Source organism: Pseudomonas sp. 11/12A (genome assembly GCF_000800055.1).
Lineage (GTDB): Bacteria > Pseudomonadota > Gammaproteobacteria > Pseudomonadales > Pseudomonadaceae > Aquipseudomonas > Aquipseudomonas mohnii.
Window position 1 is genome coordinate 666,550 of record NZ_JUGV01000001.1, and the last position, 12,705, is coordinate 679,254.

13 protein-coding genes are annotated in these 12,705 nt (G+C 56.7%); 5 read left to right on the forward strand and 8 right to left on the reverse strand.

The window, feature by feature from the left end; translation table 11 throughout:
* Positions 1 to 23: 23 nt before the first annotated feature.
* The 8 genes from GQ39_RS03135 to GQ39_RS03170 all read right to left on the reverse strand — a co-directional run bounded on the left by GQ39_RS03135 (position 24) and on the right by GQ39_RS03170 (position 8,916).
* Positions 24 to 3,665, reverse strand: a complete 3,642-nt coding sequence (locus tag GQ39_RS03135) for a transporter substrate-binding domain-containing protein (RefSeq protein WP_047527215.1) — start codon at positions 3,663 to 3,665, stop codon at positions 24 to 26.
* An 8-nt stretch (positions 3,666 to 3,673) separates the two neighbouring features.
* Positions 3,674 to 4,300: a response regulator transcription factor gene (locus GQ39_RS03140; protein WP_047527217.1), complete on the reverse strand. Its 627-nt coding sequence runs from the start codon at positions 4,298 to 4,300 to the stop codon at positions 3,674 to 3,676.
* A 212-nt stretch (positions 4,301 to 4,512) separates the two neighbouring features.
* Complete coding sequence (locus tag GQ39_RS03145) at positions 4,513 to 4,902, reverse strand: response regulator (RefSeq protein WP_047527219.1); 390 nt, start codon at positions 4,900 to 4,902, stop codon at positions 4,513 to 4,515.
* Positions 4,903 to 5,082: 180 nt separating this feature from the next.
* Positions 5,083 to 6,411 carry a deoxyguanosinetriphosphate triphosphohydrolase gene (locus tag GQ39_RS03150; RefSeq protein ID WP_047527221.1) on the reverse strand — a complete coding sequence of 443 codons (1,329 nt, stop codon included), beginning with the start codon at positions 6,409 to 6,411 and terminating at the stop codon, positions 5,083 to 5,085.
* A 168-nt stretch (positions 6,412 to 6,579) separates the two neighbouring features.
* Entirely contained in the window at positions 6,580 to 7,743 is a 1,164-nt protein-coding gene (locus tag GQ39_RS03155) for an EAL domain-containing protein (RefSeq protein ID WP_047527223.1), read from the reverse strand.
* 126 nt (positions 7,744 to 7,869) lie between these two features.
* Positions 7,870 to 8,214 carry a hypothetical protein gene (locus GQ39_RS03160; RefSeq protein WP_047527226.1) on the reverse strand — a complete coding sequence of 115 codons (345 nt, stop codon included), beginning with the start codon at positions 8,212 to 8,214 and terminating at the stop codon, positions 7,870 to 7,872.
* Complete coding sequence (locus GQ39_RS03165) at positions 8,211 to 8,600, reverse strand: phage holin family protein (protein ID WP_047527227.1); 390 nt, start codon at positions 8,598 to 8,600, stop codon at positions 8,211 to 8,213. The genes GQ39_RS03160 and GQ39_RS03165 overlap by 4 nt, the downstream gene beginning before the upstream one ends.
* Before the next feature lies 1 nt (position 8,601).
* Positions 8,602 to 8,916: a DUF883 family protein gene (locus GQ39_RS03170; protein ID WP_047527230.1), complete on the reverse strand. Its 315-nt coding sequence runs from the start codon at positions 8,914 to 8,916 to the stop codon at positions 8,602 to 8,604.
* 327 nt (positions 8,917 to 9,243) lie between these two features.
* Here GQ39_RS03170 and GQ39_RS03175 point away from each other — a divergent pair, with 327 nt between their 5' ends.
* From GQ39_RS03175 to GQ39_RS03195, 5 genes are all read left to right on the forward strand, one after another.
* The gene (locus GQ39_RS03175; protein ID WP_047527233.1) at positions 9,244 to 10,452 is read left to right on the forward strand and encodes an ammonium transporter; all 1,209 of its coding nucleotides are present in this window, start codon (positions 9,244 to 9,246) and stop codon (positions 10,450 to 10,452) included.
* A 99-nt stretch (positions 10,453 to 10,551) separates the two neighbouring features.
* Complete coding sequence (locus tag GQ39_RS03180; RefSeq protein ID WP_047527235.1) at positions 10,552 to 10,788, forward strand: glutaredoxin family protein; 237 nt, start codon at positions 10,552 to 10,554, stop codon at positions 10,786 to 10,788.
* Between the two features lie 170 nt (positions 10,789 to 10,958).
* Positions 10,959 to 11,276 carry a hypothetical protein gene (locus GQ39_RS03185; protein WP_047527238.1) on the forward strand — a complete coding sequence of 106 codons (318 nt, stop codon included), beginning with the start codon at positions 10,959 to 10,961 and terminating at the stop codon, positions 11,274 to 11,276.
* A 70-nt stretch (positions 11,277 to 11,346) separates the two neighbouring features.
* Complete coding sequence (locus tag GQ39_RS03190; protein WP_047527241.1) at positions 11,347 to 12,237, forward strand: pseudouridine synthase; 891 nt, start codon at positions 11,347 to 11,349, stop codon at positions 12,235 to 12,237.
* Positions 12,238 to 12,398: 161 nt separating this feature from the next.
* Positions 12,399 to 12,677, forward strand: coding sequence for a hypothetical protein (locus GQ39_RS03195; protein WP_047527243.1), 279 nt, complete (start codon positions 12,399 to 12,401; stop codon positions 12,675 to 12,677).
* Positions 12,678 to 12,705: the final 28 nt, after the last annotated feature.

Below are 12,705 nucleotides of genomic sequence, written 5' to 3' on the forward strand. Positions count from 1 at the left end.
CACTGCTCAGCGTCCAAGCATAGTTAAGGCTCCGTGATTTTGCTTCCGTCGTTTTGCCCAATTTGCTGCAGCAATGCCTGGTCCAATTCGAGCATGGCGCTCTCGATGGCCTTGCAGCATTCGGCCGTCCTGCCTGGCTCGAACAGGCTGCGGCAGGCCGCTTCGAGCGCTTCGCAGGTGTCGATCAATCGGGAGGCTTGAACGATTCGGGCGGCACCTTTGATCTTGTGGGCGATATCGAGAAAAACCTGCGGATCCGTGGACCCGGATAACGCCAGCAAGCTTTGTCGGTCCAGACCATTGCTATTGATCAGTTCGGTCAACAATCGTCGGTTCAGTGCGGGATTGCCTCCCGTCATCAGCTCGAATCCTTGCAGGCTGAAAACGGGGGCGAGGTCCATGGGCTCCATGCCCTCAACCCATTGACTCAAGGCCGTCAGGGTCAGCGGTTTGAACAGGCAATCGTCCATCCCGGCTTGTTTGCAACGTTGAATCTCTTCCGGCTGTGCATTGGCCGTAAATCCCAGTACGGTGCACGGGCGTTGTTGCGTTTGGCATTCCTGGCGGCGAATGGCGCGGGCTAGCTCGTAACCATTCATGACTGGCATGTTGCAATCGGCAATGACCAGATCGAAGGTGCCGGCTTTCCATACCTCGAATCCTGCCTGACCATCCTCAGCGACGCTGAATCGATGGCCCAGAAACTCCAGCTGCTGACACATGAGCAGGCGATTGGCCGCGTGATCATCGACTACCAGTACATTCAAGGGAGTTAATGTCGCGGGTGTTTCTGTTTCAACCATTTTCGGCCCAGGTTCACGTGGCAATGTGGGCAGGTGCAAGGTAATGCCCACTTGAGTGCCCAGCCCCGGCTGACTGCGTAACTGCAGGCAGCCCCCCATCCTTTCGCACAAACCGCGGCTGATCACCAGGCCAAGCCCGGTGCCGCCCCTGGCGGACTGTCCGGCGTTATCGGCCTGAGCGAAAGGCTCGAACAGGCGTTGCTGATCCTGTTCGCTGATTCCGATACCGCTGTCCTCGACTTGCAATTGCATTCGTACCTGGCCCGGCTCGGCGGACGGCTGCAGATTGACGATAATCCTGACTTGACCGTGCTCGGTAAACTTGATGGCGTTGCTGACCAGGTTGGACAGCACTTGCTTGAAACGCAACGGGTCCAGCAGGACGTCGATCGGTGGGTTGGCCGGGTTGAACTCCAGCCGCAATTCGAGTCCTTTCTGGTGGGCCAGCCCATCGAAGTTACGTGCTACTGACGCGACGATTTCCTGCGGATTGACACGCTCCGGGCTCAGGCTCAAGTGCCCCGATTCGATGCGGGCGATGTCGAGAATGTCGCCGATCAATTCCAGCAAGTCTTTTGCCGAGTTGTACGCCACATCGATGGCTGGACGATCCGGGTGATCCTGTTCGATACGCTTGAGCGTCAATTCGAGCATGCCGATCACTGCATTCATCGGGGTGCGGATCTCGTGGCTCATGGTGGCCAGGAATGTGCTTTTGGCCCGGTTGGCTTCGTCGGCGCGCTCTTTCGCACAACGCAGATCATCGAACAGTTGCCGCCGTTCGCTGATGTCGATCCAGCCACCGATGATGCCTTGCACTTCACCGCAAGAGTCACGGTAGGGGAGAATCCAGTGATAGATCGTCAACCGGCGTCCACCGATGTGCAGTTCACGATCGAGAATCAGGGGTATGCCCTCGGCCACGACGCGCTGATAATCGGCCTGATATTCCCGGGCTTCGAAGGCGTTGCTCATAGTGCCTTGAATGACACTTTTGCCAATGACGTCTTCGCGTTTTGCACTGAAGGCTTGCAAGTAGCTGTCATTGCAGCTTTGGAGCAGGCCCTGGCGATCACGTACATAAATCGGATGTGGCGTGCCGTTGACCAGTGAACGCATGAATTCGAATTGATCGTTCAATGCACGCTCGGCCGCTTTGCGTTGATTGATCTGGCGCCGCATGTTTGCGTTCCAGGCCATGGAAATTAACAACAGCACGCCTGCGCCGATGACGATTTGATAGAACACCCGATGATAGGTGCGCCAGGTGCTTTGTGAGGACGCTGAATAACCACGCCAGCGGCTGTTGATAATCCCCAGTTCCTCCGGCGAGATGCTCAACAGCGCCTTGTTGAGGATGTCATTGAGTTCCTTGGCGTTGCGGCCGGTGGCCAGAGAGAATGCCGCTTGCTCTGTGCCGATGGTGGTGCTGATTTGGAGGCTGTGCTCGAAGAGCCGCGATGAGATGAAGTAGTTGGCGATCACCAGAGAGCTCACTGCACCTTCTGCCTGGCCCTCGGCAAGCATTTCCACGGCACTGAACGTGTCCGGCATTTTGATGAGTTTTATCTGCGGGAACTCGGTACGCAAAAAATCTATCAGTGGATTGCCTTGGGCGATGGCCACGCGCTTGTCATGAAGCTGCGTAAGATTGGCAGGGCTGTCTGCAGCTTTGCGCGTCAACAGGACATTGGAGTTTTGCAGATAGGGTCGACTGAAATTCAGCAGCCTTTCCCGTTTTGCGCTGGGCAGCAGTGCGGCGATCAGATCGGCCTGGTTGTCTCTGATCCGCTGAATCATGTCGCTGTCGCTTCGGCTGCGCTGGATCTCGAAGCGCAGACCGGTGCGCAGCCTGATGAGTTCAAGCAAGTCGGCGGCAACGCCGCGGAAGTTGCCGTCACTGTCGAAAAACGTCAGTGGCGCAAGTGCTTCATTGACGACTACGCGGACCACCGGGTGTTGCGCCAGCCAGCGTTCTTCGCCGTAACTGAGCTCCAGCTTGTGATCGGTGAGCAGGATGTCGCTGCCGGCGCTCCAACGCTTGGCGATGTTTTCTCGTTCGCTGACAGGGATCGCCATGAGCGTCGTATTGATGATGCCGAGCAGTTCCGGGTTGTTCTTGTGCACCGCAAAACTGAATCCGTGGGCTTCGTGTTTGCCGAAGTTGGCCATGCGGATGTTGTTCAGGTAGCCCTTGTTGATCATGTAATGGGTCGAAATGGTATCGCCGAGAAACACGTCCGCCTGGTCGAAGGCTACGGCGTTGATCGCATTCTGATAGGAGGGATGGGATGTAATGATCGCCTTCGGGTAGAGGGCCTTGACCTCCTCCAGCGGCAGATAGTGATACACCATGCTCAGGCGCAGACCGGCAAGGCCGTCGGTCAGTGATCGGGTTTCGCCTTCGCGTGTCACCAGGACCGGTTGGTCCACCGCGTAGGGCATGGACAATACGATGTCGGCATTGCTTGCTTCGAATCCATTGGCGGTGCCGAGCAAGTCAACCTCGCCGTTTTTGAGTGCTTCGATTGCGGCTCCCCGGGATGAGAAGCGTTGAACCTTGATGGGCAAGCCCGTGGCCTTGCCGAGTATGCCCGCATAATCGGCAGTGAAGCCTTCATAGTCGTGGCCGCTGAGGGTCAGGTCGAACGGTGGATAATCCGGTGCTGAGGTACCCAGAACCAATTCACGTTTGTTCCTGACCCATTGTCGTTGCGATGGATCCAGTTGGACTTCCAGATTTCCGGCCGTCATGCGGCTGAGCAAGACATAATCCTCACCGTCCTGCGCCGCGAGCAATGAGGTGCTCAAGCATAAGCCTGCTGTCGTGAGTATCAGAAAATCCTTTAAACGACTGAGCATCCTGTTTCTCACACCAAAGCGTTACGTTTTGCCATTTCGATAAGTTCAACCAGGGATTTGGCCTTGAGCTTTTGCATGAGACGTTTTTTATAAGTGCTGACAGTTTTGTTGCTCAAAAACATGCCTTTGGCGATCTCCTTGTTGGTGCGGCCTTGGGCAAAAAGTTGCAATACCATCAGTTCCCTATCGTTTACTGACTTGAACAGTTCGAGTTCGGCGTAACGCGCTTCATCGCCGCGAACCGGGTTGAGCGCTTCACTTGGGAAATAGTTGTAACCTGACAATACTGCTTTAATGGCGCTGATCAGTTCGCTCAGGTCTTCCTGTTTGCAGACATATCCAGAAGCACCGGACTGCATGCAGCGAATACCGAAAAGTGTCGGGCATTGTGCCGTTAATACCAATGTTTTAAGTGGGGTGCTCATTGCGTTGAAGCGGGCCAGTACTTCCAGGCCATCCAGCTTGGGAATGCTGATGTCGAGAATGACCAGGTCGGGCATGCATTCGCGAACCATCTGCATGGCGTCGACCCCATTATCAGTTTCGCCAACGACTTCGTAGCCTTCGTGTTCCAGTAGCATACGGACGGCAAGTCGGATGACAGGGTGATCGTCGACAATAAAAACGGAGTTCATAATAAAATTCCATGCAAGCTCAAATAAAGCGCGCACCTTAGCTCAGATAGTTGAGGTGACGTATGAACTGAGGTAGTCGTAGCACCATTATAGGAATGTTCCTACATGCAAAAAGGAATGGGCCTACGTGTCAACTAGGTTTTTTATAAGGATCAATAAACGTTGTTGAGGTTTAGTTGTAATATTCAGCGCTGGTTTTTTTGGGTTTTTTGTTATGGGATCAGGGTCAATAATTTTCTGAATTCGTATTGTTTCAAAGGCTTGATCAAGTAGCCCAGCAACGGGAGTCCATGGGTGTTTGCCATGTGTTTAAGTTGGTCCAGTTCAGCGGGTGTCAGGCTACTTAGAAGTATTGCCTGTTTTATCATCCCTCGATGACTGGCAAATTTGACCAGATCAAGGCCGCAGAGATCGGGAAGGCACTGGTCGCACAAAAGAATATCGAACGGTTGTGTGGCGGTGAGCATTAGTTGCAATGCACCTTGGGCACAGTCAGTGGTGGTGAGCTGGGTGAAGCCGTAACTCTCGAGCAGGTACTGAGTGGCTCTGAGCTGAAACGGGTGATCTTCCACCAACAAGATGCGCAGATTGTCTTTGATCATATTATTCACGCTTTTTCTATCGAACAAAGTAGGCGTGATTGTTCCGTGGGAAACGCGGATAAATCGATCAGTTCACTCGACAGGAGCTGTAGGGGATTTCCGCGAACCTTGAGCGCACTTGCAGTTTTCGGGGGACATCAGCCATTAAGGGGGGCGTAATGGCTGATGTCCCTGTTCCTGTCAGTGGCTAGAGCTGCCGGTCATTTCCAGTGCCATGTCGCTGGCATAGCTGTCGGTCATACCGGCGATGAAGTCGATCATGCGCAGGAACGACGCGTGTAACGGGCCGTTGGGGTCGGGTGCATTGTTGCCCAGCAGGTCGAGAACCCGCCGACTCTTGAACGATGGCGTCCGACCGCCGTGTTGCTCAAGTGCCGCGCCGCAGAAAGCGTTGAGCAGGATTTCCAGCGTGGTGTAGGCGCCAATTTCGTGCAGGGTCTTGCGCTTGTCCTGGAAGATTTTCTTGCGCGCCATGTCCTTGGCGTTGAGAACGCAGCGTTTGGCGGGGCCGTGCATGTGCTCTACCAAGTCGCCGTGCAGGGTGCCGGCCAGCAGCGCGTCCTGTTGCTCGACAAAGGCCCGGGCCGCCGCATTGGTCAAATGCTCGATGGCTTTGCCTCGCAGGATCGCCAGTTTGCGCCGGCGAGAATCCTGCGGACCAAGCTGGCGATAGGTTTCCGGCAGATCATCGCCCACCAGATTCAGCAACAGGGACTCGACCTCGGTGTATTCCAGCAGCTCCATTTCCAGGCCGTCTTCGAGATCGATCAACGCGTAGCAAATGTCATCGGCGGCTTCCATCAGATACACCAGCGGGTGACGCGCCCAGCGTTGCTCTTCGAGTTGCGGCAGGCCGAGTTTGTGAGCGATCTGTTCCAGTAGCGGCAGCTCGCTCTGATAGCAACCGAATTTGTGTTTTTTGTAACCCAGCGAGTCGGCGTGCCGGGCCGTCCATGGATACTTCAGGTAGGTGCCGAGGGTCGCGTAGGTCAGACGCGTCCCACCGTCGAACTGGTGATACTCAAGCTGCGTCAGTACTCGGAAACCTTGGGCGTTACCTTCGAAATTGAGGAAGTCACTTCGTTCCGCTTCGCTCATCGCGTCCAGCCAGCCACGGCCGGCGGCTTGCAGGAACCAGTGCCGAATCGCATCTTCACCGGAATGCCCGAACGGCGGATTGCCGATGTCATGTGCCAGGCAGGCTGATTGCACCACCATCCCGAGGTCACTGGGTTCGCACCAGTCGGGCAGGGCGCCGCGGATGGTTTCGCCGACACGCATGCCCAGTGATCGACCGACGCAGCTCACTTCAAGGGAATGGGTCAGACGGGTGTGGATATGGTCGTTGCTCGAAACCGGATGAACCTGGGTTTTGCGCCCGAGGCGGCGAAACGCACCCGAAAAAATGATGCGGTCATGGTCTTTGTGAAAGGGGCTGCGCCCGAGTTCTTCCGGACTGTGCAGCGGTTTTCCAAGGCGTTCACGGGTAAGCAGGGTGTGCCAATCCAAGGCTGGTTCTCTCCGTCAGGTGACTGATTGCTTTAGCTTCCCGGTTCGCATCAGGACCTGCAAGGGAAAAACACGCCTACCTGCAGGTGCAAGACTGGCCGGCGATGGTGGTGCATCGGGCGCTGCAACGTCGAGTCAGCTATCGCCATCGCCGGGCGGTCCCGGCTCCTAGAGCCCGACGGCATCGATATCGATCAGCAGCAAGCGTTCGCCATTGTCGAAAAATTGCCCGGCGGTGAGGCAGTACTGATTGCTGGTGGCGTCGCGGTAAGTGTTGGAAAGGGTCAGTCGACGCTCATCCCAGCCCTCGGCCAACAGATGATAGAAATAGGGGCGCCACGACCAGTTGTGGCCCAGATAACGGTCATCGGCGACCCAGCCGTTATTGCGCCATTCAAGGTTTGGCGTCAGTTGGGTTCCGTGCCGGTCGCATTGATAGAAGCGCAACAGCCAGGGAAAGGCATCCAGTTGGGGCAGGGCACTGAGCGGGGCGCGGTTTTGTGCCCAGGCTTGCAGGATCGCCATCAATTCGCCGAGTTGCTGGCGCATGTTCATCAAACGACCACGCTCGGCCAGCTTTTGCTGAACATAACGCTGGCGCAGTTGTGCAAAGCGCTCGACAAAGGCGTCGGTGGCGAAGAAGTCCTCTTGCGCCCCGGCAAACAGAAAACCCTGCACGTAGCGTGAGCCGCATTCCAGGGCAAAATTCAGTTGGGCTTCGGTTTCCACGCCTTCGGCGATGATCCAGCAACCGGTTTTCTCGGCCATCAAGGCCAGGGCCTTGACCACGTCAGTGCTGGGCCCACCCAGCGCCGCCGCCTGGAACAGGCGCATGTCGAGCTTGAGAATGTCTGGCTGCAACGCCAGAACGCGATCGAGTTGGGAGTAGCCGGCACCGAAATCGTCGATGGCGATCCGTGCGCCGGCCTGACGGTAACGCGTCACCACTTGGGCCAGACGCTGGATATCGCCCCCCAGTTCCGTGATCTCGAAGACGATTCGCCGTGGATCGATCCCCTGACTGCTCAGTTGCTTGAGGCTCGGCAGCGGCTGGTCCGGACGCAGGCGGCTGATCCAGCGGGGTGAAATGTTCAGGCTCAAGAACCAGTCGGAAGGCGCTTCATGCAGACGTCTCAAGGCGTCATCGCGCAATTGGCGATCCAGCCGACGCAGGATGATGGCGTTTGTACGCGGGTCGGCGAACAGCGGACCCACTGACGCCAATTGACCGTCGGCTTGCCGCAGTCGACCCAGTGCCTCAACACCCGCGATACGGCCCGTAGCGGTATCGATGAACGGTTGAAAGCAAGCGAGCGGTTGCCCGTCGATCACGAGGCCTCCTTAGCAGATCTTGTTTTTGGAATGAGCCTGATCACCGGGTGGGCGAACAGGGCTGAACCCCTCTATAAAGAGGCTCAGCCCGTGCGTGTTGCAAGAATGCAGCCAGATAGCGATGGTTTACTGTTTACGCGATGAGCCTTGCAAGATCAGCTTGATCAGGGGCACCAATGTGGTGCCAAGCCGAACCAGCCGGGTCAGGCTGCTCAGACCCCCGCCGTTTTTTGCGCCCTTGCCGGTCAGGAAACCGAGCAAAGTTACGGCGGCTACGCCCCAGAGCGGAGCGTGCTTGATGCCGAAGCCGTCCTGCAGGCTTTGCGTCATCCCGCGCACACGGTTCAGGGGTTGTAGCAGTTGCGCGGACTCGTGGCGGATTTCCTGACGATGCATTTCCATGCGCAGGCGAATCAGCGCCTTGCGCATCTCTGTGCGCGTGCTGTTTCGAGGCAGTTCAGGCAGGCTCATGGCAGCAGGCGCTCCCGGTCATTGGCCAACTCTTCCAGAGTGCCGTGGAAGGGAGAGGACTCATCGAAGATCGCCGCTTTCAGGCGCAGGCCACAGAAGAGGGCGGCGAGGGCGTAAAACACACAGAGCCCAATGATGGCCGGCAGCCGATAGGTGTCCCAGAACAGGATCAGCACCAGCGTCGACAACCCCACCAGCAACAGCAATGCAAACACCAGCGCCAACCCGGCAAACAGCAACAGGCTTACGGTGCGGGCTTTTTGTTCCTGCAGTTCGATGCCGAACAGCTCGACATGGCTGTGCAGCAGGCCCAGGAATGCAGCGCCCAGGCGCCGCGGTGAGGAGCTTTGCCCCGTCTCGGACGAACCGGATTCACCGATTGCCATATCAGCGCCGCGTCGCCAGCAGGCCAATCAGGAAGCCGACCCCGGCCGCGATCCCGACCGATTGCCATGGGTTGGCCTGGACATAGTCCTCGGTGGCAGTGACGGCTGCCTTGCCGCGGTCACGCAGGGAGTCTTCGGTCAGTCGCAAGGTTTCGCGGGCACGCAGCAGACTGTCGTGGATCTGGTCGCGCAGCTCGTCGGCCTGATCACCGGCCAGGGTGGCGGTGTGTTCGAGCAACCGTTCGGTGTCGTTGACCAGAGTCTGAAAATCGCTCATCAGGATTTCTTGAGCAGTCTTTGCCTTGATGCTGGCCATGGGTGATCTCCATAAGTGGCTTCTGAAACGTTCGAGTATGAGCCTTGGGTGAAGGTTCAGTACAAATGACTGGTACAACTTTTGCTATGTCGTGGTGCGTCAGTCTGCGCCGTTGCGCTGTCGCTGGGCATGATTTCAGTAAAACCTTAACTCAAACAATCAAAACCCGTGAAATTGTCCCGGTCATCGTTGGCCATGACGAACCCTGTGCGCCAAATCGGTTCATTGGGGTGACCTGCTCGAAGCGGGAAGGTCACAACTTGGTGCATGGATTGCCCGCACGAACTGCTTTGGTGCTTTTTTCAGCCTTAAAGGTCTGCCAAATCCATGGAAAATCTGCAAAGTGCTGTGGACAGTCTGGTCCATAGCTCCAATACATTGTTCATACTGATCGGCGCCGTCATGGTACTGGCCATGCATGCCGGTTTTGCCTTTCTTGAAGTCGGAACGGTTCGCCAAAAAAACCAGGTTAACGCGTTGTCGAAGATCCTCAGCGACTTCGCCGTTTCAACCCTGGCTTACTTCTTTATAGGCTATTGGATTTCCTACGGCGTCACTTTCATGCAACCGGCCGCGGTGATCAATGCCGATCACGGCTATGGCCTGGTGAAGTTTTTCTTTCTGCTGACCTTTGCGGCGGCGATCCCGGCGATCATTTCCGGGGGCATTGCCGAACGCGCCCGGTTCGTCCCGCAGTTGTGCGCGACCGCCTTGATCGTAGCGTTCGTCTATCCCTTTTTCGAGGGCATGATCTGGAACGGCAACTTTGGCTTGCAGGCCTGGTTGCTGGAACGTTTTGGCGCAGGTTTCCATGATTTTGCCGGCTCTGTGGTGGTCCATGCCATGGGCGGTTGGCTGGCGCTCGCGGCGGTGCTGTTGCTGGGGCCGCGTAATGGCCGTTATCGCGAAGGACGCCTGGTGGCGTTCGCGCCTTCGAGCATTCCCTTTCTGGCGTTGGGTTCATGGATCCTGATCGTCGGCTGGTTCGGTTTCAACGTCATGAGCGCCCAAACCCTGCAAGGTGTCAGTGGATTGGTGGCGGTGAACTCATTGATGGCCTTGGTTGGCGGCACCGTGGCGGCATTGATCGTCGGGCGCAATGACCCTGGCTTTCTGCACAACGGCCCATTGGCCGGGCTGGTGGCAATCTGTGCCGGTTCCGACCTGATGCACCCGGTGGGCGCGCTGGTGACCGGTGCGATTGCCGGTGCGTTGTTCGTCTGGTGTTTCACTGCCGCTCAAAGCAAGTGGCATATCGACGATGTGCTGGGTGTCTGGCCCCTGCATGGCCTGTGTGGCGCGTGGGGCGGTATTGCTTGCGGCATTTTCGGTCAGGGTGCACTGGGTGGGTTGGGTGGGGTGAGCCTGATCAGCCAGTTGATCGGAACCGCGTTGGGCGTTGGCGTGGCATTGACCGGTGGTTTTGCGGTGTATGGCGTGATCAAGGCGCTCCATGGTCTGCGGTTGAGCCAGGAGGAGGAGTATTACGGTGCAGACTTGTCGGTACACAAGATTGGTGCCGTCAGTCAGGATTGAGACTGCTGAAATTCACGTTTCAAGGCAGAGGATTCAATGGCTCGACGGCTTTTCGGGGCAGGCCTAGAATAAGCACTTCATTTTTTAGGTTGAGCGCTCATGCTTCCTGAATGTCAGTTGTTCGGCACCCTCGGGTGCCATCTCTGTGAAGTGGCCGAAGCCATGCTGATGGAATTTGTTGAGCGCGGCTTGCTGGTGGAACTGGTGGATATCGCTGAGGACGAGACCTGGTTCGAAGCCTACAGCCTGCGCATTCCTGTTTTACGGCGGGTCGATAACGGCGCGGAGCTAGGCTGGCCGTTCAGTGCCGATGACGTGGTGGCGTTCCTGCGATAAACGTTTTTTGCGATGGCCTGTTCCCGCCTGTCGATCTTCGCGAATGATCCCCTTGGCTTAATCAATGCGATTCGGATACTGTATGCGCATACAGTTATCCGGGTTGCCGACCTTGTTACCCCTGACTTCAGGGTTTGAGCAGGCGAGCCCGGGCGTGAGAGGGATGAATCGTGGTCAATGTCGAACAATTGAAAAGCAGCGTGAACCGGATGTCGGTGGACGTAGTACGCGAAGCGGTTCTCGAACTGCGTCTTGATGGTCTGGTGACGGAAGGCAAAACACCCTTCAACAAACTGCATTTCAATACCTGTTTTGCAGAAATCGAAGCCTTGTTTCAGCGCGCTGGCTATCACCGGCAACTGGACGTCGTGGGCTACCAGGGTTTGTTGTATGCGCTTTATGACCCGGCGCGCTGGGAAGCGGTCGATGTGCTGCGCTGGCTCAAGGAATACACAGAAGCCGCAGCGCGCAAGCAGATTCCTGCTTGAGAATCTCTTCTAGGCTCACTCCTTTCTCTGTCGGATAATGTCGCCCTGCATTGAGGGTTAGAGCTTTCGTATGTCCACTTCAACTTTTTCGGCTGCACACCACCAGGCGAGCACGCTCTATTTGCCCCCCGGCCCGTGGCAGACCGTGCTCGACTGCCTGTGCGAGCACTTCAGTGCCATCGGGCGTGAACAATGGCTGGATCGAATTGCCCGCGGCCGCGTCCTCGACGGGCAAGGTGCGCCGATCACCGTTGATCTGCCTTACAGGGAAGGCCTGAGAATTCACTATTTTCGCGAAATACCGGACGAAAAAACGATCCCGGTGGTCGAGTCGATTTTGTACGCGGATGAGCATCTGGTCGTGGCAGACAAGCCGCACTTTCTGCCTGTGACTCCGGCGGGGGAGTATGTGGAGCAGACCTTGCTCAGACGGCTGATTCGTCGCCTGGATAACCCGCACCTGGTGCCCTTGCATCGAATTGACCGGCATACCGCGGGGCTTGTGTTGTTTTCTGCCAACCCGCAGAGCCGATCGGCGTATCAGTCGTTGTTTCCTGCGCGGCAGATCGAGAAACGGTACGAGGCCATTGCCGGGGCATTGCCTGATCTCTCATTTCCCTTGGTGCACAAGAGCCGTCTTGTCGATGGCGAGCCTTTTTTCCGCATGCAGGAAGGGCCGGGCGCCAGCAATACCGAGACAGCCGTCGAGGTCAGGGAGAAAAACGGGGATCTCTGGCGTTATGGACTTTACCCGGTGACAGGCAAGAAGCATCAGCTGCGGGTACACATGACGGCGCTGGGTGCGAGCATTTGCAATGATCCGTTTTATCCCCGGGTGCTCAAGGATGTCGAGGATGACTACGCCAATCCTTTGAAGCTGCTGGCCCAAGGACTGAAATTTGTCGATCCGGTCACGGGGCAGGATCGAGAGTTCGAGAGCGCCATTACCCTTCAATGGTGATGAACCAGGGCGTTTTATTTAGCCGTGCCTGCAAAAAATATCGAATTTAAGGGCCGCTCTACAGTCAGTTGATAAGGCCTCGCGATCTTGGCTTTCAACGACCTCGGCATAGCAGCCGGATCGCCCGGTAGCACCGAGACCTATCGTGCAAGGAAACCCCGATGAAACGTACCGCTTTCGCTGGAATATTCATTTGCGCTGCAATGTTGGCCTCTCCTGCATTCGCCGCAGACAACAATCTATGCACCGCCAAGCTTCAGGAGCTCAAGGACAAAGTCACGAGCCTGCCAGCCACCTCTGAAAACACCACCATGGAAATCAGGCGGTTGTTGGCCAGTGCCGAAGCGTCCAAGCTTGCCGGGGATAACACGAAATGCGTTACCGAAGCTACGCAAGCCCTGTCACGCGCGGATAAGCTGAGCAACGAACCGAATCCGTAATCGCGTCAATCCGGTTCGGCTTCATGAA